This is a genomic window from Actinobacillus pleuropneumoniae (assembly GCF_003290385.1).
Lineage (GTDB): Bacteria > Pseudomonadota > Gammaproteobacteria > Enterobacterales > Pasteurellaceae > Actinobacillus > Actinobacillus lignieresii.
The window spans coordinates 2,065,112-2,088,090 of the sequence record NZ_CP030753.1 but is presented as its reverse complement, the minus strand read 5'-3'; the positions used below and the strand labels follow the sequence as shown (position 1 = coordinate 2,088,090).

The following is a 22,979-nucleotide window of genomic DNA, read 5'->3' as shown; positions in this document are numbered from 1 at the left end:
GAGGTGCTGACAAGCGGTCCGATTCGCTGACTTTTTTGCAAATAATTTTATGTCAAACAACCAAACTCAAACACCGGAACAAGACGAAACTCCGTCAAAGAAAAAGCCGTTTTTTATTCCGACCTGCCTTAAATTAGGGCTTGTCGGCGCTTGCTTTGCCGCATTCTACGGGATTTATCTCGACGGACGTATTCGAGCGAAAATGGACGGGCAAGTTTGGCAATTACCTGCAGAAGTTTATAGCCGGATTGAAAGTGTCAGCGTTGAAGATAAATTATCGCTTGAAGCGATCAAACAAGTGTTATTGGATAACGGTTATCGCCAGGTTTCTCAAATTGCGACGCCGGGCGATTTCAAAATTGAAAACAATACGCTTGTTTTATTACGTCGTGCTTTCCCGTTTCCTGAAACACCGGAAGCACAACGTATTTTGCGTTTACGTTTTGACAACGACAAACTGACGCATATCGAAGATTTAGTTCAGCGTCGATTAATTAACGAGTTTCGACTCGACCCGAAATTAATTGCAATGCTGCATTCGGATAATGACGAAGAACGCCAAGCGTTACGTTTGCAGCAATACCCGTATTTCCTTATTCAAGCGTTAATTCTAACCGAAGATAAGCGTTTCTATCAGCACGACGGTATCAGCCCGCTAGGCATTGCGCGAGCCTTAATGGCAAACTATCAGGCGGGCAGAACGGTACAGGGTGCGAGTACGCTTACTCAACAATTAGTTAAAAACCTGTTTTTAACCAGCGAAAAAACCATCGTGCGTAAAGTGAATGAAGCGTTAATGTCGCTCATTTTGGATTTTCGCTACGATAAAAACCGCATTCTTGAAACTTACTTAAACGAGATTTATTTAGGTCAAAACGGTAGCTATCAAGTGCACGGATTTGCCTTGGCAAGCCAATTCTATTTCGGTCGTCCGATTCAAGAAATCACCCCGTCACAAATGGCGTTATTGGTCGGTATGGTGAAAGGACCTTCGCTCTATAATCCGTGGCGACATCCGGAAGCCGCACTTGAACGTCGTAATGTGGTGTTAAAATTATTACTAGAAAACCAAGCGATTACCCAGCCGGAGTATGAATTATTGGTAAAACAACCGCTCGGCGTAAAAGAAAAAGGCACGATTTACCGCCAACAACCGGCATTTATGCAAGCGTTAAATCTTGATCTAAAAGCGGAACTCGGCGAAAGCAAATATGCGCAGCTTTCCGGTGCGAAGATTTTCACGACATTAGACAGAAAGCAGCAGCGTTCGGCGGAACAGGCGGTAATTAACGGATTGGAAAAACTGGAAGAGTCGAATAGTAAAATCAGAGATTTACAATCCGCAATCGTAGTGGCGGAATATAAAACTGGTAAAGTGCGTGCGATTGTCGGCGACCGTTTAACCCAATTTGCCGGTTTTAACCGTGCGATTCAGACTAAACGCCAAATCGGTTCATTGGTCAAACCTTCGATTTATGCGATCGCGCTTTCGGATCCGAAGAATTTCCGTTTAAATACGCCGATCCAAAACCAACCGATCACCATTTATACCAAAGGCTCTCCGCCTTGGACACCGAAAAACTATGATAAACGCTTTAGCGGTTCGGTCATGTTAATGGATGCGTTAGTGCGCTCGTTAAATATTCCGACCGTGAATATCGGTATGAAAGTCGGCTTAAAGAAAGTGATTGCGAAGCAAAAAGAAATGGGTTGGGACAAAGCGGATATTCCGGCTTACCCTTCGATGTTGCTCGGTTCGTACTCTATTTCGCCGTATGATGTGACCAAGTCTTATCAAGTATTGGCAAATAACGGTTTAAAAACACCGCTTACGACGATTGAAGCCATTATGTCGCATGACGGTAGCCCGCTTTACCAGCGCAATATCGAAGAAGCCAGTCGCCAAGTATTACCGCAAGAGGCAACGATTCAAACGCTATATGCGATGCAACAAGTGGTGGAACGAGGTACGGCTCGCAGCTTACAAAACGAATTCGCTCATTTACGTTTAGCCGGAAAAACTGGGACGACCAATAATGCGCGCGATACTTGGTTCGTCGGAGTGGACGGTGAAAACGTCACCACCGTATGGTTAGGGAAAGATAATAATACCGATACCAATTTAACCGGTTCCAGCGGTGCATTGTTCGTGTATAAACAATATTTGGAACGTGCTTTACCGACCGCGTTTAAATTGCCAAAAGCGAAAAGTATGCAATGGGTGGGCATCAATGGCTACGGTACGATTAATTGCGATCCGAACCGTCAAATTCCAATGTGGCGAGATCGGGGACAGCACTACTGTACTAATGCCGGTAATGTGGTCGAAGCCGCCAAACCGACCGTATTGGAAGCGATTTCATTAGATAAAACCAAAACGGAAAATACCAAAGCCGATGTGGCTGCGGATCAACAAGCCTTACCGGCGGAAGAAGTCGCACCGACCGAATAAGCAAGCGGTCGAAAAACGTGAAATTTTTACGAAACGCGGATCAAAAAACGCATATTCAATGATGGTTGAATATGCGTTTTTATTTAAGTGAATCTCAAATCAAATTAACGTTGGCGTGCTTTAAAGCGAGGATTGCTTTTACAAATCACATAAAGTTTGCCTTTACGACGTACGATTTGGCAATCCGGATGGCGTGTTTTCGCCGTTTTTAATGAGTTTAAAATTTTCATCGATTATCTATCCTTATTTCTTAGCGGCTAAACCTGCCATACCTTTAAAGCGTTCGTTAAATTTACTTGCGCGACCTTCCGTATTCACTTCACGACGTTTACCCGTATAAACCGGGTGTGACGCTGACGATGTATCTAACGGGTAAAACGGATATTCTTTACCGTCTTCCCACACCATCGTTTTTGTCGTCGCCGCACAAGAACGAATAATCCAGCCCATTTGTACCGAACCGTCATAAAATAATACTTCACGATAATTTTCAGGGTGAATCCCTTTTTTCATTTTAAAATCCTCCAGAGGTTTCATTTATTTCCATAAATAAAAAGTGGTTATATCCTACCCGATAATCTTTTTTATTTCTATAATTTTTTTATGGTTTTTATGTCGTTGATGATTTTTTGTACATTTCAAAATGAAATTTTGCGATCTGGATCGCCTTTTCTTCTCTTATTTTATGGTAGTCTATATCAATAAAATTCCAGTTCTATTTATGAGGAAGCATTATGGCTCGACAACCGTTTCTAATCGCCCCGTCCATTCTGTCTGCGGACTTGGCTCGCTTGGGAGAAGACGTTGCAGAAGTATTAAAAGCAGGCGGCGATATTATTCATTTTGATGTGATGGATAATCATTTCGTGCCGAATCTGACTTTTGGACCCGCTATCTGCAAAGCACTGCGTGATTACGGTATTACTGCGGAAATCGACGTACATTTAATGGTAAAACCGGTCGAACGTTTAATTCCGGATTTTGCCAAAGCCGGCGCAAACTATATTACCTTCCATCCGGAAGCGACCGATCATATTGATCGTACTTTGCAAATGATCCGCGATCACGGCTGTAAATCCGGTTTGGTTTTCAACCCGGCAACACCGCTCAGTTATCTGGATTACGTCATGGATAAAGTGGATATGATTTTGCTGATGGGGGTAAATCCCGGCTTCGGCGGGCAAAAATTTATTCCGGCGACTTTAGAAAAACTGCAAGAAGCACGTCGTCGTATTGATAAAAGCGGTTATCCGATTCGTCTAGAAATCGACGGCGGCGTAAAAATCGACAACATTGCCGAGATTGCCGCCGCAGGTGCGGATACCTTTGTCGCCGGCTCTGCAATTTTCGATCAACCGAACTATAAAGCGGTGATTGATCAAATGCGTCGGGAATTAGCGCAGGTATAATAAAATCGGTTATTTTCGCAAAAAATTAGTGAAAATTAACCGCTTTTAGCCGATAAATTCCCGAGCGAATAACAATCAGCTATGGATAAACCCTATACATAATGTTAGAATATCCATCGCTTTTCGCTTGCACAAGCGAACTATTTATACTTGTGTGGGAAAACGGCTGGTTTGACCTTTCTTAAAAAGCGTTGAATTTAGTATTTTTTTCTCTACACTATTTAACTCTCGCATTTAGGCGAATTTCACATAGGAAAAACAAAATGAGCATTGAAGAACGCGTAAAAAAAATTATCGTTGATCAATTAGGTGTTAAAGCTGAAGACGTTAAACCGGAAGCTTCATTCATTGAAGATTTAGGTGCGGACTCTTTAGACACAGTTGAATTAGTGATGGCTTTAGAAGAAGAATTCGATATCGAAATCCCGGATGAAGAAGCTGAAAAAATCACAACAGTTCAATCAGCGATTGACTACGTGACAAAAGCTAACGCATAATTTCAAAGATGAGGCGGTTTATTAACCGCCTTATTTTTTATCCCGAATCGCCATACTTTCTTCTGTAGTATAAAGCGCACTGTTCAAAAATACGCAAAATCGTTTACAAACCATTCAAACAAGATAAATTTGCCAAAAAGCACTTGACCATTTTGTTTAAATCCGTATTATATGCGCCTGTTACGCAACGTTAAGGGTCGTTAGCTCAGTCGGTAGAGCAGCGGACTTTTAATCCGTTGGTCGAAGGTTCGAATCCTTCACGACCCACCATTTAACTTGCAACGCCTTCTAAAGGGTCGTTAGCTCAGTCGGTAGAGCAGCGGACTTTTAATCCGTTGGTCGAAGGTTCGAATCCTTCACGACCCACCACTTTAGAACTTTCCAAATCAGTCAAATCTGAAATGGGTCGTTAGCTCAGTCGGTAGAGCAGCGGACTTTTAATCCGTTGGTCGAAGGTTCGAATCCTTCACGACCCACCATTTATATTCCCTTACAAATTTTCTTGAAAAAAGCACCGCTTGTTCTCTGTTTATAGTGTAAAATTCATCACGTTTTTATAGCAATTATTCAACAGATTATTTACAGCGAATTTTATTTAATGATTAAAAAACTTCTTATTGCTTTAGGCTTATGCGGTCTAATTGCTGCCGGCGGTGCAATTTACGGTTATCAAAAACTCTCCGGTCTTGCCGAGCATCCGCTTACCGCAAAAGCAGATCAATTCTTTATCTTAGAGAAAGGCACATCAAGCCAAAAGCTGGCACAATTATTGGAAGAACAAGGTATTGTTAATCATGATGATGTTAGCCTACTCCCCTATCTTATTCGTTTTAAACCGGAACTGAGTAAATTTAAAGCGGGGACTTACTCACTTAACGGACTGAATACGGTTGAAGACTTACTGAAACATTTAAGTTCCGGCAAAGAAATCCAACTTAACGTACAATTTATCGAGGGTAAAACCTTTAAGGTTTGGCGCGAACAACTGGCGAAAGCAAGTTATATGCAACACACGCTAACCGGAAAATCCGAAGCGGAAATCGCTCAATTGCTTGGTATTAATCATGAGAAGCTTGAAGGCTGGATTGCGCCGGATACCTATAATTATGTTCCGAACTCAAGCGATTTGGAATTACTGAAACGCGCTTATCAAAAGCAACAAAAAGCATTGGATAACGCTTGGCAAAATCGGGCGGAAAATCTACCGCTTGCCAATCCGTATGAAATGTTGATTTTAGCATCCATCGTCGAGAAAGAAACCGCTGTTGCGAGCGAACGCCCGCAAGTCGCCTCCGTGTTTATTAATCGCCTCAGATTAAAAATGAAATTACAAACCGACCCGACCGTGATTTACGGTATGGGCGATCGTTACAACGGCAATATTCGTAAAAAAGATTTGGAAGAAGCCACACCTTATAATACTTATGTGATTGGCGGCTTACCGCCGACACCGATTGCAATGCCGAGCGAAGCGGCATTAAAAGCGGTTTCACAACCGGATAATACGCCATATCTCTATTTTGTGGCAGACGGCAGCGGCGGACACAAATTTAGTAAAAATCTAGACCAACACAACCAAGCGGTTCGTGACTGGATCAAAATCGAACGAAACAAAAAACTTGAGAAGAAATAAGAAATGCGTGGAAAATTTATTGTTCTTGAAGGTTTAGAAGGTGCAGGCAAAACCACTGCACACCAAGTGATTTTAGCTCAGTTGGAAAAAGCGGGCAAAAACGTGGTACAAACCCGTGAACCCGGCGGTACACCGTTAGCGGAAAAGTTACGCCATTTAATCAAACACGAAACCGAAGAAGCGGTTAGTGACAAAGCCGAATTACTGATGTTATATGCGGCACGTATTCAATTAGTCGAAAACGTGATTAAACCGGCATTGGCAGAAGGCAAATGGGTGCTGGGCGATCGTCACGATATGTCTTCGCAGGCTTATCAAGGCGGTGGACGTCAAATTGATCGCCACTTACTCGAAACTTTAAAAGAAACCGTGCTAGGTAACTTTGAACCGGATTTGACCATTTATCTTGATATCGATCCTGCGGTCGGCTTAGCTCGCGCACGTGGTCGCGGTGAACTGGATCGTATCGAACAGCAAAGCCTCGATTTCTTTTATCGCACACGCCAACGTTATTTGGAACTGACACAAAATAACGAGAAAGCGGTAATTATTAATGCGGAACAATCTATCGAACAAGTTGCCGCTGACATTCAACAAGCGGTCGAAAACTTCTTAAAAATTGCAAAATAAATATGCTATATCCTTGGCTTCAACACACTTATCAACAACTTACAGAATCCTTTTTGCATGGGCGTGGTCATCACGCCCTGTTATTTAAAACCGATTCGGGTTTAGGGACGGAAACGCTTATTCGTCATTTTGCGCATTGGCTACTTTGCCAAAATCCGCACAGGGAACAAGCTTGCCAACAGTGTAAAAGTTGTTTATTGACTGCTGCCGGAAACCACCCTGATTTCCATATTTTAGAGCCGATTGACGGTAAAGATATCGGTATTGATCAAGTGCGTGAAGCCAATGCCAAATTGCAAAACTTCTCGCAACAAGGTGGCAATGCGGTGGTATATATTCGTGGTGCGGAACGTTTAACCGAAGCAAGCAGCAATGCACTCTTAAAAACGCTTGAAGAACCACATAACAGCGTTTATTTTCTGCTTGAAGCACCACTACAAGGTGCAATGCTCCCGACCATTCAAAGTCGCTGCCAAACGTGGTTAATTCATCCGCCGGAAACGGATATTGCGTTAGATTGGTTGCAAGCAAACTGTAGCGGTGTTGATTTTTCCTCTTGTGAAATTGCGATGCGTTTATGTCATCAACGCCCGCTGATTTGCAAAACTTTTTTAGAAAACGACCGCTTGCAAGCCCGCAAAACCTTTTTACAAACTTTTTGGCGTTTCTTTAAAAGCCGAGATGTATTGCTCCTCTTCACCGCATTTGATAAAGAAAAGGAACTGGTATTGCAGCAATTAGAATGGTTGGATAGCTTTTTTGCCGATGCGTTAAAAGCCAAAATGGATATTGCAATCGGTTGGACAAATCCGGACTTACAAGCCGGTATTCTGCCGTTTAGCCAACAACTCTCCGCCCAAGCGCTGCTAAAAGGTCACCAAATTCTGCAACAAACCCGCCAAGACTTACAGCAAGTAAATGCGATGAATTTGGAATTGATGTTACTTAACTACCTGACAAAGCTAGCGCTAGAGACGTTTGAATAAATAAAATAGCATGTCTACCCACAACCTTGTAATTTTTACGTAGCCATACTGTAGAGAATACACGAAACTTCACTCTCCAATAAACATCATTTAACTGTCAGATAATAAGCAGAATACCTGTCAGATAACAAAGAGAGCATTTTAATATTGCATATCAGCCACATGAAGAATTATTATATGAGCTTAGGCTTTAATAAAGCTCGAATCCTAAGCCAGGAAATATAGAAAGTACATTAAATATAATTTAGTATTGTATTAATAGAGGATAAAGCCACAAACTGGCAAGCAAGAATTGGTTTTACTTTTTAACCTCACTAAAAGGAGACAACTATGAAACATAGCAAATTCAAATTATTTAAATATTATTTAATTAGCTTTCCTTTTATTACTTTTGCAAGTAATGTTAATGGAGCCGAAATTGGATTGGGAGGAGCCCGTGAGAGTAGTATTTACTATTCTAAACATAAAGTAGCAACAAATCCCTTTTTAGCACTTGATCTTTCTTTAGGTAATTTTTATATGAGAGGGACTGCAGGAATTAGCGAAATAGGATATGAACAATCTTTCACTGACAATTTCAGCGTATCACTGTTTGTTAACCCATTTGATGGTTTTTCAATTAAAGGAAAAGACTTGTTACCTGGATATCAAAGTATTCAAACTCGCAAAACTCAATTTGCCTTTGGTTGGGGATTAAATTATAATTTGGGAGGTTTATTCGGCTTAAATGATACTTTTATATCCTTGGAAGGAAAAAGCGGAAAACGTGGTGCGAGTAGTAATGTCAGCTTACTTAAATCGTTTAATATGACGAAAAATTGGAAAGTTTCACCATATATTGGCTCAAGTTATTATTCATCTAAATATACAGATTATTACTTTGGTATTAAACAATCCGAATTAGGTAATAAAATTACATCCGTATATAAACCTAAAGCAGCTTATGCAACACACATAGGTATTAATACTGATTATGCTTTCACGAACAATCTTGGCATGGGTTTATCTGTCGGTTGGAATAAATATTCTAAAGAAATTAAGCAATCTCCTATCATAAAACGAGACTCTCAATTTACTTCATCTCTTAGCCTTTATTATAAGTTCTAAAATAGAATATTCTAGGGAGAATACTCATTCTTTATCTTTATAAAGTTAATTGTTTCTCCCTGTTTCTATATTATTTAGTTACTTGTTCAAAAGCTACATTGGTTATTTTGTCATTTTATAAAAGATAATAAGGTGGTTATTTTGAAAATTAAGAAATATATTAAATATACCCTATTTACTTTCCTTTTAGGCATATCATATTTATATTTTGGGGGCGAAAACGAAAATTATCAAGAGATTATTTTTCACGTCGAACGAGGAAATATTCAAAAAACAGTTATTGCTAGCGGCACATTGCAAGCGACTGAACAAGTAGATATTGGTGCACAAGTATCTGGGCAGATTAAGCATATTTTAGTACAAGAAGGACAGAAGGTTAAAAAAGGTGAGCTATTAGCTGTAATTGATCCACGTCTGGCTGAAACGGAATTAAAACTAGCAAAAGCTGAGCTAGCAAATGCTTCTGCTAATTTGGATACAAAAAAAATTAATCTTAAGCAACTGCAATCAGATTGGGAACGTCATCAACGTTTGATACGAACCAATGCGACAAGCCAAAAGGAAACAGAAGAAGCAAAAAGTAGATTAAATACGGCCAAAGCAGAACTTCAAATTGCGCAAAATAATCTAGATATCGCTAAAATCAGAGTGGAAAAAGCTGAAACCGAACTAGGATATACAGAAATTCGTTCTCCACTTGATGCAACAGTAATTTCAGTATTTGCGCAAAATGGTCAAACTTTAGTCACCACCCAACAAGTACCAGTGCTGATGAAATTAGCTAATATTGATACTATGAAAGTCAACACCAAAATTTCGGAAGCAGATGTAATTCATATACAAGCTGGTGCTCCAACTTCCTTTACGCTATTGGGAGAGAGTGATTCCCAATTTCACGGGCAACTTGATATGGTAAAACTGGCTCCCGTTCATATTACAGACACTACAGAAAATACAAACAATGCAATTTATTATTATGCTACTTTCAAAGTGCCTAATCCTGATCATAGACTGCGTATTTCTATGACTGCCGCTGTAACGATTATGTTAGATAAACGTGAAAATGTGTTGAATATTCCTTTATCAGCCCTAGGGGAAATGATTGTGCCGGAGCAATATTATGTCACGGTCTTGCGTAAACATGGCCAAAAAGAGCAAGTTGTAGTGAGAACAGGACTGAAAGACGGAGCGAAAGTAGAAATTATCGAAGGGTTAGTAGAAGGCGATAAAGTCCTACTTCCCGTTAGTACAACTCCTGCATCTAACGATGCCGAAATTTATAGCATAGGATTATAATGAAACAACCATTAATTGAATTAAAAAATATTGAGCGTCGTTATCGCAATGGCAATACCGAAACAACAGTATTGAAATCAGTTAATTTAAAAGTATATGCGGGCGAAATGATTGCTATTGTCGGAGCTTCTGGCTCTGGCAAATCCACTTTAATGAATATCTTAGGTGCATTGGATATAGCAGATTGTGGTGAATATTGGTTTCGAGGGCGAAATATCGCCTCTTTGAGCAATGATGAGTTAGCAGAGTTACGTTGTAGTCATTTCGGTTTTGTTTTTCAGCGTTATCATTTGTTGCCACATCTAAGCGCAATCGGAAATGTAGAAGTTCCTGCTATTTATTCGGCAACAGATAAATATAGAAGAACTGAACGAGCGAAGGAGCTGCTATGTCGATTAGGGTTGGAAAAACAACTGGAAAATAAACCTTCTCAACTTTCTGGCGGGCAGCAGCAACGAGTTAGTATTGCTCGAGCATTGATGAATGGAGGAGAGATAATCTTAGCTGATGAACCTACGGGAGCATTAGATAGCCAAAGCAGCCAAGAAGTATTGAATGTGTTGAAAGAATTAAATGCGCAAGGACACACAATTATCCTAATTACTCATGATATGAATATTGCGCAAAATGCTAACAGAATTATCAAAATCAAAGATGGCGAAATTATTGCAGATAATAGTTCATACTGCAAGAATAGCCTCTCCCCCTCAACAAAGCAGGAAAGGCAAAGTCTAAACTGCTTGATGTCGCTACGAGGCTATAAAGAATCTTTTGTGATGGCATTCAGTATGATGCGTGCTCATAAAATTAGGACGTTTTTGACTATGTTAGGTATAATTATTGGCATTGCTGCTGTCGTATGTGTAGTAGCATTAGGAGAAGGAACCAAACATAAAGTCTTGAATGAATTTAGCTCTTTAGGTAGCAACACAATAGATATTTTTCCTGGTAAAAATTGGGGAGATACCGAAGCATATAAAATTCAAACGTTAAATAGCAATGACGTAAATTTATTACGCCAACAACCCTATGTGAAAGGTGCGACTCCGAACTTATCGTTAGAATTGCCAATCCGTTTCTTAAATAAAACTGCCAATGCAACGATAAATGGTGTTAGCCAAGATTTCTTTATGTTAAAAAACTACAAATTACTAAGTGGCAGATTTTTTAACCAACAAGATGTAGATACTTATCAAGCTGTTGGCATAATTGATAAAAAATCACGAGATGTAATCTTCGGCACAAAAATTGCAGAAAGCAATATAGTTTTTATCGGTGATGTACCTATTTCGATTATCGGTGTTGTTGAGTCCGCCTCCCAAACAACTGAAGGGCAGCGAACCACTATTTGGTTACCGTACAACACTATGGCTGCTCGTTTACGTAACCAACCCTATTTTCAACAAATTACAGTGCAGTTACGAGAAAATTTTGTACCAGCAGCAGCCGATAAGGCTATTGTGGATTTATTGGCAGCAAAGCATGGCAGAAAGGATTTTTTTACTTTCAGTAGTAGCAAGTTCTTGCAATCCTTAAATCGCACTACACAAGCCCTAACTTTAATGATTTCATCTATCGCTTTTATTTCGCTGGTAGTTGGAGGTATAGGAGTTATGAATATTATGTTAGTTTCAGTGATTGAACGAACCAAAGAAATCGGTATCCGCATCGCAGTAGGCGCCAAAGAAAAAGATATACTACATCAGTTTCTAATTGAATCGGCGACAGTTAGTCTGATCGGCGGCATTATTGGTATATTGTTATCATTGTTGTTTGGCTTAGTTTTTTCTTTATTAACAGATAGTATCAAAATGCAATTCACCTTTTCCTCTTTCTTTATTGCATTTTTATGTTCATCCTTAATCGGCATTATCTTTGGCTATTTTCCTGCCCGAAATGCAGCTCGTTTAAAACCAATAGAAGCATTATCAAGAGAATAAAAAGGCATAATAAACCAAAAGATTGGGGATAGTGGACAAAATTGAGTCTAATTTCCCTATGATATAGCCATAATGGACATTTTTGAGCCTGTTATGGCTTTATTTTTAACTTCGCTGGCAAATAAAATCCTTTATAAACACCATCTTATGTTCATCAGTCAATCCTTGGTGAGGAGCTAATTTTGCTTTCATCAGCTTAAAAAATGACTCGACTAAATTCGTCGTATGTGCAATATGCAGTTCAGGATAATCTTGATAGGTAAATAAATAATTTATGCTACGTTTTAGACTCCAATAGGCACTTCTTAATCGTTTGTGTTTAAACCGTTTTGCATTATGCTCCGAGCGTTCGTTAAAGTAAGTTTTATACTCATTCCGCCATTGCAGTAATGCTTGATTAAGCGTCTTTTTTGTATAAGATTTAAGTGAATAGTATACTCCAATAACGCTTTCCCAGCCGGAAATTTGGGGGATTTCGTTAAATAAAATATCCCTCTCCCAACTTGATGAAAATGACACATCTGAGTTGGAATATCAGGATATGCATTGAGTAATCCTCTCCTACCATCGCAGGTAATCGATTGAATCTTAATGCCTTTTTCCATTAATTCTGATATAGCTTCGAAATAATACTGATTTTTCTCAGCGGGAATAAAACGAAAGTAGACCGGTTTGGAAGAGAGTGAATCCACTAAAACCAATACGGCAAAACGCTGTTTAAAATGTGTGGTATCCATCACGATGTTAATGGTTTCGGGTAAAGGTTTTTGCTCAGCTTTGATGGATTTTTGAAGATGTCTTCTGATGGTTCTTTCAGAACATTGATATTCAATAGTAAGCTGCCGAATGGTTTGTTTTAGCGAGGTATACTTAAACCAGATTTCTTGTGAATTAAGTCGCTTGGATGCAACAAAATTACGATGGCAATCAAGACATTTATAGCGTTGAACACCATTAATTTTGCCATATTTTTTGAGGTTAAAAGATGAGCAGAAAATACAATTTTTTAGTCATTTTTATAAAAAGTGGGTTAAAACCTTATAGTCAACGCCTTTAATATTATGTGTTGAATATAAATATTTAAACTTAATTATCAACACCTCCTTTTTTCACCAGGATTTTAGTATCATAGTATTGATTGACAGCCTCTACTTATCATTAAATAGTAAAAGCCGAAAGGATCATTTATTACAAAAAATGATAAATTGCTTAAGGGAAAAAAGTCATATTATTCAATCAATTACCTAGCCGGCATGATTTGCTGAAAGATTTAATGAATACCCCACGTAAATGAGTCAATCTCATTTAATCGCAAGCATTATGAGATCAAGAAAAAAATGTCAATCTCATATAGGAAGGAAATTAAAGCCAATTCGTATTCGTTATTAGATCAAGTATTTTTAAATGAGCGTTCAGAGAAACCGAATGAGAGCAGTTATTTTCCTTATAAACATCATAATGTTAGAAGTACCTATACAGGTATAAAACGTTATATGAGTTATGTTTTTATGTATGGAGAAATACCCCGAATTAAATATTGAAAAGACAACAAATAAGATAGGAGGGTAAATTAAAAAAAGAACCACAAGATGAATTATAGCAACATAGTAGTTTAACAAAAATAAAGCTAACTTTTATGTCTACTATGCTACATTTGCCTTTTAGAGATAAATCTCTTTTCTATATATCTCTGAATATTCAAATCATTACATAATAGCTCGCAAATATTATATGTAGGAAAAACATTGAAAGACTTATTTATTATCGACTCACATTGTCATTTAGATGCCTTAGATTACGAAACTCGCCATAAAAACGTGGACCAGGTAATCGAAAATGCTAAAGCGCGTGGTGTACACCACTTTATTTCGATTTGTACCACGCTTGGGCGTTTTGAGGCGATGAAAGCCTTAACTGCGCATCGTAATGATGTCTCGCTTTCTTGTGGCGTTCATCCGCTGAATATAGAAGAAGAGCCATTTGATTACGATAAATTACTTACCTTCGCACAAGATGAAAAAGTGGTTGCGATTGGCGAAACAGGATTAGATTATCACTACACGCCGGAAACCAAAGCATTACAACAATCGCTGTTTTCACAACAAATTGACATTGCCAATAAAGTAAATAAACCGTTAATTATCCATACCCGTTCGGCTCGTCAAGATACGATGGATATGCTGATTGCCGGCAATGCTGAAAAATGCGGCGGCGTATTACACTGCTTTACCGAAGATTGGAATATGGCAAAACGTGCGTTGGATATCGGTTTCTATATCTCGATTTCGGGGATTATCACATTCCGCAATGCGGAAGAATTGCGTGATGTGGTACGTAAAGTGCCGCTCGATAGTTTATTGGTTGAGACCGATTCGCCTTATCTTGCGCCGATTCCGTATCGTGGTAAACCGAATCAGCCGGCCTATGTGCGTGAAACTTGTGAATATCTTGCCGCACTAAAAGGCGTTTCAACAGAAGAATTAGCTCGCATTACCACTGAAAATGTGCAAAACTTATTCAAGATTAAACTCTAATCTATCAAGTTAAAGGTTAAATAAAGGAACTCGAATGAAAGCGATTTTAAAATATTTTCTCATTCTCGTATCACTCTCATTTTTTATTGTGTTGGGCGGTGCGGTCAATTATGCGATGCCAAGCTATGAAACCACAACGGTGACCGGTATGGAAGTTCGCCGTATGGATAAAGACGGTATCATCAGTAAAGCTAATCCGGCAGACGGTGAAGTGCGTGACGTATATTTCTTGTTTACCGAACATCCGGAAACGAAAAAAGTGATGGTATATCGTAACGAAGATACCGGCTGGGGCTTACCGCCTTATTTCAAATTCGGTTCTGCCGATATTCAAGCCAAAGCACAAGCGTATGCGAATGAAAAACAACTGGTGCAAATTAAATATTACGGCTGGCGAATCAACTTCTTAAATGAGTTTAGAAATATCGTTTCGATTAAGCCGTTATCGGAAGGCGAAAGTAGCTCAATGCCGATTTTCAGTTATATTCTCTACGGCGTATTAGCACTGCTCTTCTTCCTGTCTATTCAATTTATTCGTGGCATCTTCCGTAGCGAATAAGCTATTCCAAGCGGTTCAATTTTGCTAGAATTTTGCTAGAATTTTGCAAATTGAACCGTTTTTTATTGCGAGCGAAATGATTTATTTTATTGCAGACCTACACCTCAACGAGGCACAGCCTCAGATCACCGAACACTTTTTGCAATTTATGCGACAAAAGGCACCGCTTGCGGAAAGCGTGTATATCCTAGGTGATTTCTTTGATTTCTGGATTGGCGACGACGAACAATCCGCCCTTATCGACCAAGTGAAAAACGCCCTAAAAACCCTCACCACAAGCGGTGTAAAATGCTATTTTATTTGCGGAAACCGCGACTTCTTATTAGGCAAACGCTTCGCACAAGAAACCGGTATTGAAATTCTGCCCGATTATTACCTGCTCGATTTATACGGCAATAAGACGCTGATTTGCCATGGCGATACGCTTTGCATTGATGATGTAAAATACCAACAATTCCGCCGTAAAGTACATCAGAAATGGCTGCAGTGGCTCTTTTTACGCTTACCGCTCTCTCTGCGAATTCGTATCGCGCAAAAAATTCGAACCAAAAGCAAACAAGATAAACAAGCTAAATCGGCCGATATTATGGATGTGAATCCGGCATTTACCGCCGAAACGGTAAAACGCTTTGGCGCAACTTATCTGATTCATGGCCATACCCACCGCCAAGCGGTGCATTCTGAGGTGGAATTTACCCGCATCGTCCTCGGTGACTGGAAAGCGGATTACGCTTCCGTTTTAAAATTTGATGAACAGGGATTTGAGTTTATATGATAGATGTGATTATTCCTTGCTATAACGCCGAACAGACGTTAATGCGTGCGGTACAAAGTGCGTTAAACCAACCGTTAGGTACGTTATGGCTAATTGACGATGCTTCAACCGATAATACGCTAGCACTGGCTCAACATCTACAAGCACAAGTACCACATAAAATTCGTGTCGAGCGAATGCCGGAAAACAGCGGTGTGGCGAAAGCACGCAATTGGGGAGCATTACAAAGCGAAGCCGACTTTATCGCTTTTTTAGATGCGGATGATGCCTACGAAGATCATGCGTTACAAATTGCCGAAGGGATTTTTACTTTTCGACCGGAAGCCGCCGTCGTCCGATTGGCACTTAAACCGATAGAATTCCCCGAACGTTATACCGCTCACGCTAACTTTGAATACGCTTGGCAACATATGCGAATGACATGCGGCGGAAATACCGTGTTTCGCCGTGCATTCTTTCTGGCTTGCGGCGGCTTTCCGCAACATCAGCTGTTTCGAGAATTAGGTGGTGAAGACGGAGCTTTGGGCATTGCCACGACTAAAATCAGTATGGTCGCAACCGCATTTAACGATGCCGGTGTTTTACATTACTACCACGAAGGGATGTATGCGGAACGTTTACTGGATGCGATTTTATTTAATCAACATCCGGCGGAGGTTACTCAAGAAAAAATGCTGCAAGCCGAAGCCGTGACCGAAAAGATCTGCCAACAAGTGCAACAGTTACAAGAATGCCTCACGACTAAAAAAATCGGGATAAAACCGCTGAATATTCAATGGAATTAGTTGAAAAATAGGCGGAATCCGTCTAATATCCCTAATTGAGATTAATTATCAACTGTAATTAGCATGAAACTTTTCTACATTATCACAGGATTCTTATGTATCGGGCTTGGTATTTTAGGCGCTATTCTACCGGGCCTACCGACCACGCCTTTTTTATTGCTTGCGTTGTTTTGCTTCGGTAAAAGTTCGCCTCGCTTACAGCAATGGTTTATGCGCACTAAAATTTATCAAAAATATTTAAAAGAATATGATGAGAAACGTGCGATGACGATGAAACAGAAAGTAACCATCTTACTGATTTCCGCACCGTTCTGTATCGTTTCGTTCTTTGCATTACCGAATATTTGGGGCAAATTAACTTTAATTGCCGTGATTATTTGCCAATATTGGTACTTTTTCTGCAAAATCACTACTATTCCGCCGGAAACAAGCGATAGCCGTTCAAATGCTTAGCCTTTAATCGTCGTCTTGCTTTTTACGTTTAGCTCTCGGGTGAGCCGCATCATAAATTTTGGCAAGATGTTGGAAATCCAAATGTGTATAAATTTGGGTAGTGGCAAGATTGCTATGTCCGAGTAATTCTTGTACCGCACGTAAATCGCCGCTGGCTTCCAACATATGAGTGGCAAACGAATGGCGCAATTTATGCGGATGCAAATGGCTTTCCAAGCCCTGTTTCTCGCCCCATTTTTGCATGACAAGTTGAATTGAACGGTGTGACAATCTACCGCCGCGCTTATTCAAAAATACCGCATTGTCCTGCGGTTTAAATTGATTTCTTACCGCCAACCAACGATTTAACGCTTCAAGGGCTTTCGAACCAATCGGCACGATACGTTCTTTATTCCCTTTACCCAATAAACGCACTTCTCGTCCAGCTAAATCCATATCGCCCAAATCAAGCCCTTGCAACTCGGATAGACGCAAGCCGGAGCTGTACATCAATTCCATCATCGCCAGATCACGCAAGTCGCTCGGCTCATGGCTATCACTGGTTAATAGTTGCTCGGCTTGTTCCGCATCAATATTCTTCGGTAAACGCTTGCTTGCTTTCGGTGCTTTAATGCCAACCGCCGGATTAACCGACATCTTTTCTTGTCGAATCAAATAACTAAACCATTGACGTAACGCAACCAAACGTAAAGCGATACTCTTTGCCCCTAAGCCCTGCTTATTACTTTGCGCGATAATCCAACGCACCGTCGCACTATTCACCTCTTGCCATGTGCTAATACCGGCTTGACTAAGCATATCGCTCACCGCTAAAAGCTGACGCTGATAATTACTCAATGTATGTTGGCTGGCTTGTTTTTCGATACGTAAGTAATCCCAATAGGGCTTAGTTTGCAGATAGAGCGTATTTTGTGAATTAATCATAACGATGACACGTTGAAAGGAAGTAAACGAGAAAGGAAAACAAGCGGTCAAATTTGCAAAATTTTTTGCAAAAACAACCGCTTGATTCAATTACGCCAAATTAAGCTGACCGATACGTACGCCGACATTACCTAATGCCACCGGACTTAGATAATCGCCTAAAAATTCAAAAAGTTCGTTTACATCGGTGAAGCTACGCTGAATTTTGATATCATCTTCCACTTTACGAGTGAATTCGTATTGCACTTGTGAACCGCCAATTTTCGCTTCTAAAGTAATAAATACCGTTTCAAAGAAATGGTTTACATTACCCTCTTCACCCGGATCACTAACACGGACATTCCAATGATTACTAAATAAAACTTCGGTTTTTACTGACATATTGCTTCCTTATGATTGTTGTGTTTGCTATAAATTTAATCAATGACTTAGTGATTAATCTAACTTATTTCGCTTAAAAATAGACCGCCTAAAAAAGCGGTCTAATTTCAACAAATTATTGTAAAACGGAAATATCCGCTACTTGTAAGAACAAGTTACGTAAATTATTTAGAATTGCCTGACGGTTACGGCGAAGATTTGCATCTTCTGCGTTTACCATCACTTTTTCAAAGAAGTTATCCACCGTTTCACGTAAACTCGCTAAGCGATCAAGTGCGGTTTGATATTCGCCGTTTGCAAATGTCGGAGCTAATTCCGTTTGTAAGCTAATTACTTGTTCTGCAAGCGCTTTTTCTTCCGCCTCAACTAATAGTGAACGGTCGATTTCGGTTGAAATTTCGCCTTCCACTTTCGCTAAAATATTGCTTACACGTTTATTCGCTGCCGCTAACGCTTCCGCTGAATCTAAAGTGCGGAAATGTGACACTGCACGCACACGAGCGTCAAAGTCAGCCGGCTTAGTTGGACGGCGAGCCAATACCGCTTGGATAACGTCCACCGCAATACCTTCGTCTTGATACCACGCACGGAAACGACCGAGCATAAAGTCCACCACGTCTTCAACCACATTTGCATTTGTTAATTTATCGCCAAATAATACCGCTGATTTACGAACAAGATCTTCAAGATCAAGCGATAAATTTTTCTCCACGATAATACGGAGTGAACCTAATGCCGCACGACGTAATGCGAATGGGTCGGCACTGCCTTTCGGTGCTTGACCGATACCGAAAATCCCCGTAAGCGTGTCGAATTTATCCGCCAACGCTACCGAGCAAGCCACCAACGATTTCGGTAATTCATCGCCTGCAAAACGTGGCATATATTGCTCGTTTAACGCTACCGCCACTTCTTCATCTTCACCGTCATGACGAGCATAGTGCATACCCATCACACCTTGTGTGTCAGTAAACTCAAACACCATATTGGTCATCAAGTCGCATTTAGAAAGTAAGCCCGCACGTTCCGCTTTCGCTTTGTCCGCACCGATTTGCGCAGCGATTTCGCCCGCTAATGCTTCAATACGAGCGGTTTTATCACGTAACGTACCTAACTGTTGGTGGAACAACACGGTTTCAAGGCGTGGTAAACGGTCTTCTAAACGCTGTTTTAAGTCGGTTTTGAAGAAGAATTCTGCATCGGTTAAACGTGGACGAACCACTTTTTCATTACCTTCGATAATCGCTGTCGGATCTTCCGGATTAATGTTAGACACAAAGATAAAGTGCGGTAATAATTTGCCATCTTTGTCATAAATCGGGAAGTATTTTTGGTCGCCTTTCATTGTGTAAACCAATGCTTCCGCAGGCACAGCAAGGAAACGCTCTTCAAATTTTGCGGTTAATACGTTCGGGAACTCAACCAATGAAGTCACTTCATCTAATAAGTCTTCTTCGATGTCTGCCACGCCACCTAAAGCGGTCGCTTTTTCTTGCGATTTTGCAAGAATCAACGCCTTACGCTCGTTAAAGTCTGCAATAACCGAACCTTTTTCACGTAATGCCGTAAGGTATTCATCTGCGTGCGAAATGGTAAATTCACGCTCGCCTAAGAAGCGGTGTCCACGTACCACGTTAGCGATTTTCACACCTAAAATTTCGCCTTCGATTAGCTCACCACCAAAGAATAACGTTACCGTATGCACAGGACGCACGAATTGCTCGGTTTTATCGCCCCAACGCATCATTTTGGGAATCGGTAAATTCGCTAAAGAACGAGAGATAATATCCACCAATAAATTTTTAGTCGGCTGACCTTCAATCACCGCACGGTGAACTAACCATTCGCCTTTGTCGGTCGCCAAACGTTCCGCCTGTTCCACAGAAATGCCACAGCCTCTCGCCCAGCCTTCCGCTGCTTTGGTTGGCTTGCCATCTGCATCAAACGCTGCCGATACCGCAGGACCACGTTTTTCAATCTTTTTGCTTGGTTGAGCCGTCGCTAAACCTAACGCTTTCACAGCCAAACGACGTGGTGCTGCAAACCATTCCACTTTCTCGAATGATAAACCTGCTTGGTTTAACTCGTTTTCTACATTCTCCGCAAATGCGGTCGCTAATTTTTTGAGTGCCTTCGGTGGCAACTCTTCAGTGCCGATCTCGGCGAGGAAGTTTTGTGTTGTCATTGTATTTCTCTCTGCTAGAGTGCAATTTATTGCACCATTAAATTTCAAAATATGTTTTTTCTGCACCGTGTCCAAAATTTAAATCACTTATTTTCTTCTGATAAATACCTAATTCTTTTAATAAAATTTCGCTATTAGAAGAAGATTGAAAACGATATCGATAACGACCATTTTCAGTTTTCTTACGCTCATATTGCGTTACTTCATAAGCCGATACAACTAAGTTTTCACCACCAGTATTCACGCCAATAATATATTTAATTCTATCTGCTTTTTCTTTAGCTAAAACCCAATTTCCTAGAGTTCTAGATTTTAGGTTACTATCATCTATATTATTAAAATTAAAATGGCGACTATCATTTTTTGATAATGCTAACGCATTTTTAATTTTAACCACTAAAATCAAACCTGTCGCTTTAATTTCATTTTTAGAAATTTGCATTTTCCTTTATGCCCCTCTTCGCTTTCACTTCTGCCAAATCTCCCCTAACCCCTCTTTGCTAAAGAGGGGGACTGGGTTTGTGCAGAAATTAAGTTTTGTGGACTAATCCGCATTTTAAAATTTCTATTGTTGATGAAGAACATAAATCTCAAAATTTTTGGAGATCCGATCCCCCTCTTTAGTAAAGAGGGGCTAGGGGAGATTTGTACGATCTCAAATTTGCAAAAAATCTGCAAATCCCCACCGCTTATATTTCAAATTTTCAATCATCGATTAAGAACACAAACCTTAACATTCTTGGAGATCCAATCCCCCTCTTTAGTAAAGAGGGGCTAGGGGAGATTTGTACTACCTCAAATTTGCAAAAAATCTACAAATCCCCACCGCTTATATTTCAAATTTCCAATCATCGATTAAGAACACAAGTCTCTAAATTCTTGGAGATCTGATCCCCCTCTTTAGTAAAGAGGGGTTAAGGGAGATTTGCCCTAACATTCTCCAAAAACAAATAAATCTGCTCCACCACCGATTCAATTTCAAAATATACTTCGTCATTACTAAACCGCATTACGGTAAAACCGAGTGAATTTAACTCTGCATCACGCAAGCAGTCTTTTTCCTGATAATCAGGCTCATAATGCTGACTGCCGTCCAGCTCAATAATCAACTTCGCTTTCGGGCAGTAAAAATCCACAATGTAATTTAGCAACGGCTTTTGGCGATAAAAACGAAAACTCAAGAGCTGATCTCGGTTTATCCGTTGCCACAATTTCCGCTCTGCGTCAGTTTGATCGGAACGCAATTTTTGTGAAAGTGGTTTTAGCGATTTTGAGTAGGGTTGCACTATTTCCTCCACATTTATTCCCCCTCTTTTGTAAAGAGGGGGCAGGGGGAGATTTAAACCTGCTTATTACAACCCGGAAAACCCAATGCCTCACGGCTTGCATAATACGCTTCTGCCACGCCTTTGGTTAAGGTGCGAATGCGTAAGATGTAGCGTTGGCGTTCGGTTACAGAAATCGCTTTACGGGCGTCTAGCATATTGAAGCTGTGTGCCGCTTTTAAAATGCGTTCGTAAGCTGGCAACGGTAGTGGTTTTTCTAATGCTAATAATTCGGTTGCTTCTTTTTCATATTGCTCGAACGCTTTGAAGAGGAAATCTACGTCTGCGTATTCAAAGTTGTAGGTTGATTGCTCTACTTCGTTTTGGTGGAACACATCGCCGTAAGTGGTTTTACCGAGCGGACCGTCTGACCATACGAGGTCGTACACGCTGTCCACGCCTTGAATATACATTGCTAAACGCTCTAAACCGTAGGTTACTTCACCTGTTACCGGTTTACACTCCAAACCGCCCACTTGTTGGAAGTAAGTGAATTGGGTCACTTCCATACCGTTTAGCCACACTTCCCAGCCTAAGCCCCACGCACCTAAAGTCGGGTTTTCCCAGTTGTCTTCCACAAAACGAATATCGTGTTGAGTCGGGTCGAAGCCTAACATTTTAAGTGAGCCTAAATAGAGTTCTTGAATGTTATCCGGAGACGGTTTGATTACCACTTGGAATTGATAGTAGTGTTGTAAACGGTTTGGGTTTTCGCCGTAACGACCGTCAGTCGGGCGGCGTGAAGGTTGAACATAAGCAAATGCCATTGGCTCAGGACCTAATGCACGAAGTGCGGTCATCGGGTGAGAAGTCCCTGCACCCACTTCCATATCAAACGGTTGAACGATAGTGCAACCTACGTTTGCCCAGTAATCTTGTAGGGCTAAAATCATACCTTGGAATGTTTTTACGTTAAATTTTGTTGTCATTTTGCGATTCCTAAAAAATTCGTTCAAAAATACTGGTTATTATAGCCTGTAAGCGGTCGAATTTTGGAAATTTTTTGCAAATTTTCTTTGCCAAATAAGAATAGTTATTATTTTATGACTTATATCAATATAGTTTTAAACCTATATTTGCTAAACTAGCCGAATAATTAAACATTATC

23 protein-coding genes and 3 tRNA genes are annotated in these 22,979 nt (G+C 40.3%); 17 read left to right on the top strand and 9 right to left on the bottom strand.

Annotated features, from left to right (window positions below; translation table 11 throughout):
- Positions 1-49: 49 nt before the first annotated feature.
- Positions 50-2,452, top strand: coding sequence for a penicillin-binding protein 1B (mrcB, locus tag DRF63_RS09960; protein ID WP_005599431.1), 2,403 nt, complete (start codon positions 50-52; stop codon positions 2,450-2,452).
- Between the two features lie 104 nt (positions 2,453-2,556).
- On the opposite strand, the gene ykgO is transcribed toward mrcB, so the two are convergent.
- Together ykgO and DRF63_RS09950 are read right to left on the bottom strand one after the other, a co-directional pair.
- Positions 2,557-2,682, bottom strand: a complete 126-nt coding sequence (gene ykgO, locus DRF63_RS09955; RefSeq protein ID WP_005599425.1) for a type B 50S ribosomal protein L36 — start codon at positions 2,680-2,682, stop codon at positions 2,557-2,559.
- Positions 2,683-2,695: 13 nt separating this feature from the next.
- Positions 2,696-2,965 carry a type B 50S ribosomal protein L31 gene (locus tag DRF63_RS09950; RefSeq protein ID WP_005599422.1) on the bottom strand — a complete coding sequence of 90 codons (270 nt, stop codon included), beginning with the start codon at positions 2,963-2,965 and terminating at the stop codon, positions 2,696-2,698.
- Between the two features lie 221 nt (positions 2,966-3,186).
- Between DRF63_RS09950 and rpe the strand changes: the two genes are divergently transcribed.
- The 11 genes from rpe to DRF63_RS09895 all read left to right on the top strand — a co-directional run bounded on the left by rpe (position 3,187) and on the right by DRF63_RS09895 (position 11,950).
- Complete coding sequence (gene rpe / locus DRF63_RS09945) at positions 3,187-3,861, top strand: ribulose-phosphate 3-epimerase (RefSeq protein ID WP_005599420.1); 675 nt, start codon at positions 3,187-3,189, stop codon at positions 3,859-3,861.
- Between the two features lie 263 nt (positions 3,862-4,124).
- Positions 4,125-4,358 carry an acyl carrier protein gene (gene acpP, locus DRF63_RS09940; protein WP_005599419.1) on the top strand — a complete coding sequence of 78 codons (234 nt, stop codon included), beginning with the start codon at positions 4,125-4,127 and terminating at the stop codon, positions 4,356-4,358.
- Positions 4,359-4,552: 194 nt separating this feature from the next.
- Positions 4,553-4,628, top strand: a tRNA-Lys gene (locus DRF63_RS09935).
- Between the two features lie 23 nt (positions 4,629-4,651).
- Positions 4,652-4,727: transfer RNA gene (locus DRF63_RS09930), tRNA-Lys, on the top strand.
- A 34-nt stretch (positions 4,728-4,761) separates the two neighbouring features.
- Positions 4,762-4,837: transfer RNA gene (locus DRF63_RS09925), tRNA-Lys, on the top strand.
- A gap of 119 nt (positions 4,838-4,956) precedes the next feature.
- Entirely contained in the window at positions 4,957-5,991 is a 1,035-nt protein-coding gene (gene mltG, locus DRF63_RS09920; protein WP_005599400.1) for an endolytic transglycosylase MltG, read from the top strand.
- Between the two features lie 3 nt (positions 5,992-5,994).
- Positions 5,995-6,621 (top strand): dTMP kinase, encoded by a 627-nt coding sequence (tmk, locus tag DRF63_RS09915; protein ID WP_005599398.1) that lies wholly within the window; start codon positions 5,995-5,997, stop codon positions 6,619-6,621.
- A gap of 2 nt (positions 6,622-6,623) precedes the next feature.
- Positions 6,624-7,607 (top strand): DNA polymerase III subunit delta', encoded by a 984-nt coding sequence (locus DRF63_RS09910; protein ID WP_043991924.1) that lies wholly within the window; start codon positions 6,624-6,626, stop codon positions 7,605-7,607.
- A 330-nt stretch (positions 7,608-7,937) separates the two neighbouring features.
- Positions 7,938-8,714, top strand: a complete 777-nt coding sequence (locus DRF63_RS09905; protein ID WP_005599394.1) for a MipA/OmpV family protein — start codon at positions 7,938-7,940, stop codon at positions 8,712-8,714.
- Positions 8,715-8,846: 132 nt separating this feature from the next.
- The gene (locus tag DRF63_RS09900) at positions 8,847-10,010 is read left to right on the top strand and encodes an efflux RND transporter periplasmic adaptor subunit (protein ID WP_005599392.1); all 1,164 of its coding nucleotides are present in this window, start codon (positions 8,847-8,849) and stop codon (positions 10,008-10,010) included.
- Positions 10,010-11,950, top strand: a complete 1,941-nt coding sequence (locus tag DRF63_RS09895; protein ID WP_005599391.1) for a MacB family efflux pump subunit — start codon at positions 10,010-10,012, stop codon at positions 11,948-11,950. The genes DRF63_RS09900 and DRF63_RS09895 overlap by 1 nt, the downstream gene beginning before the upstream one ends.
- A 305-nt stretch (positions 11,951-12,255) precedes the next feature.
- Here DRF63_RS09895 and DRF63_RS11470 read toward each other — a convergent pair whose 3' ends face one another.
- Complete coding sequence (locus DRF63_RS11470; RefSeq protein WP_418910107.1) at positions 12,256-12,948, bottom strand: IS256 family transposase, variant Zn-binding type; 693 nt, start codon at positions 12,946-12,948, stop codon at positions 12,256-12,258.
- A gap of 747 nt (positions 12,949-13,695) precedes the next feature.
- Here DRF63_RS11470 and DRF63_RS09880 point away from each other — a divergent pair.
- From DRF63_RS09880 to DRF63_RS09860, 5 genes are all read left to right on the top strand, one after another.
- Complete coding sequence (locus DRF63_RS09880) at positions 13,696-14,484, top strand: TatD family hydrolase (RefSeq protein ID WP_005599387.1); 789 nt, start codon at positions 13,696-13,698, stop codon at positions 14,482-14,484.
- 34 nt (positions 14,485-14,518) lie between these two features.
- Positions 14,519-15,043, top strand: coding sequence for a DUF1523 family protein (locus tag DRF63_RS09875; RefSeq protein ID WP_005599386.1), 525 nt, complete (start codon positions 14,519-14,521; stop codon positions 15,041-15,043).
- Positions 15,044-15,119: 76 nt separating this feature from the next.
- A complete protein-coding gene (lpxH, locus tag DRF63_RS09870) occupies positions 15,120-15,818 on the top strand; it encodes a UDP-2,3-diacylglucosamine diphosphatase (protein ID WP_012478591.1) in 699 nt (232 codons plus the stop codon).
- Positions 15,815-16,603: a glycosyltransferase family 2 protein gene (locus DRF63_RS09865; RefSeq protein WP_005599374.1), complete on the top strand. Its 789-nt coding sequence runs from the start codon at positions 15,815-15,817 to the stop codon at positions 16,601-16,603. The genes lpxH and DRF63_RS09865 overlap by 4 nt, the downstream gene beginning before the upstream one ends.
- Positions 16,604-16,666: 63 nt before the next feature.
- On the top strand, positions 16,667-17,056 hold the full coding sequence (locus DRF63_RS09860; protein ID WP_005599373.1) for a YbaN family protein: 390 nt from the start codon (positions 16,667-16,669) through the stop codon (positions 17,054-17,056).
- A gap of 3 nt (positions 17,057-17,059) precedes the next feature.
- Here the strand turns inward: DRF63_RS09860 and xerC are convergent, their stop codons facing one another.
- The 6 genes from xerC to glyQ form a co-directional block, all read right to left on the bottom strand.
- A complete protein-coding gene (xerC, locus tag DRF63_RS09855) occupies positions 17,060-17,980 on the bottom strand; it encodes a tyrosine recombinase XerC (RefSeq protein ID WP_192876859.1) in 921 nt (306 codons plus the stop codon).
- 90 nt (positions 17,981-18,070) lie between these two features.
- On the bottom strand, positions 18,071-18,361 hold the full coding sequence (locus DRF63_RS09850) for a DUF5377 family protein (RefSeq protein ID WP_005599371.1): 291 nt from the start codon (positions 18,359-18,361) through the stop codon (positions 18,071-18,073).
- A gap of 115 nt (positions 18,362-18,476) precedes the next feature.
- Complete coding sequence (gene glyS / locus DRF63_RS09845; protein ID WP_005599369.1) at positions 18,477-20,546, bottom strand: glycine--tRNA ligase subunit beta; 2,070 nt, start codon at positions 20,544-20,546, stop codon at positions 18,477-18,479.
- A 37-nt stretch (positions 20,547-20,583) separates the two neighbouring features.
- Positions 20,584-20,988, bottom strand: coding sequence for a hypothetical protein (locus tag DRF63_RS09840; protein ID WP_005599368.1), 405 nt, complete (start codon positions 20,986-20,988; stop codon positions 20,584-20,586).
- Positions 20,989-21,460: 472 nt separating this feature from the next.
- A complete protein-coding gene (locus DRF63_RS09835) occupies positions 21,461-21,832 on the bottom strand; it encodes an endonuclease domain-containing protein (RefSeq protein ID WP_005599367.1) in 372 nt (123 codons plus the stop codon).
- A 53-nt stretch (positions 21,833-21,885) separates the two neighbouring features.
- Positions 21,886-22,800: a glycine--tRNA ligase subunit alpha gene (glyQ, locus tag DRF63_RS09830; protein ID WP_005602638.1), complete on the bottom strand. Its 915-nt coding sequence runs from the start codon at positions 22,798-22,800 to the stop codon at positions 21,886-21,888.
- Positions 22,801-22,979 lie beyond the last annotated feature (179 nt).

Excerpts from the sequence above, each read along its gene's own strand:
- mrcB (WP_005599431.1), top strand. The coding sequence starts at position 50 with ATGTCAAACAACCAAACTCAAACACCGGAACAAGACGAAACTCCGTCA.
- ykgO (WP_005599425.1), bottom strand. The coding sequence starts at position 2,682 with ATGAAAATTTTAAACTCATTAAAAACGGCGAAAACACGCCATCCGGAT.
- DRF63_RS09950 (WP_005599422.1), bottom strand. The coding sequence starts at position 2,965 with ATGAAAAAAGGGATTCACCCTGAAAATTATCGTGAAGTATTATTTTAT.
- rpe (WP_005599420.1), top strand. The coding sequence starts at position 3,187 with ATGGCTCGACAACCGTTTCTAATCGCCCCGTCCATTCTGTCTGCGGAC.
- acpP (WP_005599419.1), top strand. The coding sequence starts at position 4,125 with ATGAGCATTGAAGAACGCGTAAAAAAAATTATCGTTGATCAATTAGGT.
- mltG (WP_005599400.1), top strand. The coding sequence starts at position 4,957 with ATGATTAAAAAACTTCTTATTGCTTTAGGCTTATGCGGTCTAATTGCT.
- tmk (WP_005599398.1), top strand. The coding sequence starts at position 5,995 with ATGCGTGGAAAATTTATTGTTCTTGAAGGTTTAGAAGGTGCAGGCAAA.
- DRF63_RS09910 (WP_043991924.1), top strand. The coding sequence starts at position 6,624 with ATGCTATATCCTTGGCTTCAACACACTTATCAACAACTTACAGAATCC.
- DRF63_RS09905 (WP_005599394.1), top strand. The coding sequence starts at position 7,938 with ATGAAACATAGCAAATTCAAATTATTTAAATATTATTTAATTAGCTTT.
- DRF63_RS09895 (WP_005599391.1), top strand. The coding sequence starts at position 10,010 with ATGAAACAACCATTAATTGAATTAAAAAATATTGAGCGTCGTTATCGC.
- DRF63_RS09875 (WP_005599386.1), top strand. The coding sequence starts at position 14,519 with ATGAAAGCGATTTTAAAATATTTTCTCATTCTCGTATCACTCTCATTT.
- lpxH (WP_012478591.1), top strand. The coding sequence starts at position 15,120 with ATGATTTATTTTATTGCAGACCTACACCTCAACGAGGCACAGCCTCAG.
- DRF63_RS09865 (WP_005599374.1), top strand. The coding sequence starts at position 15,815 with ATGATAGATGTGATTATTCCTTGCTATAACGCCGAACAGACGTTAATG.
- DRF63_RS09860 (WP_005599373.1), top strand. The coding sequence starts at position 16,667 with ATGAAACTTTTCTACATTATCACAGGATTCTTATGTATCGGGCTTGGT.
- xerC (WP_192876859.1), bottom strand. The coding sequence starts at position 17,980 with ATGATTAATTCACAAAATACGCTCTATCTGCAAACTAAGCCCTATTGG.
- DRF63_RS09850 (WP_005599371.1), bottom strand. The coding sequence starts at position 18,361 with ATGTCAGTAAAAACCGAAGTTTTATTTAGTAATCATTGGAATGTCCGT.
- glyS (WP_005599369.1), bottom strand. The coding sequence starts at position 20,546 with ATGACAACACAAAACTTCCTCGCCGAGATCGGCACTGAAGAGTTGCCA.
- DRF63_RS09840 (WP_005599368.1), bottom strand. The coding sequence starts at position 20,988 with ATGCAAATTTCTAAAAATGAAATTAAAGCGACAGGTTTGATTTTAGTG.
- glyQ (WP_005602638.1), bottom strand. The coding sequence starts at position 22,800 with ATGACAACAAAATTTAACGTAAAAACATTCCAAGGTATGATTTTAGCC.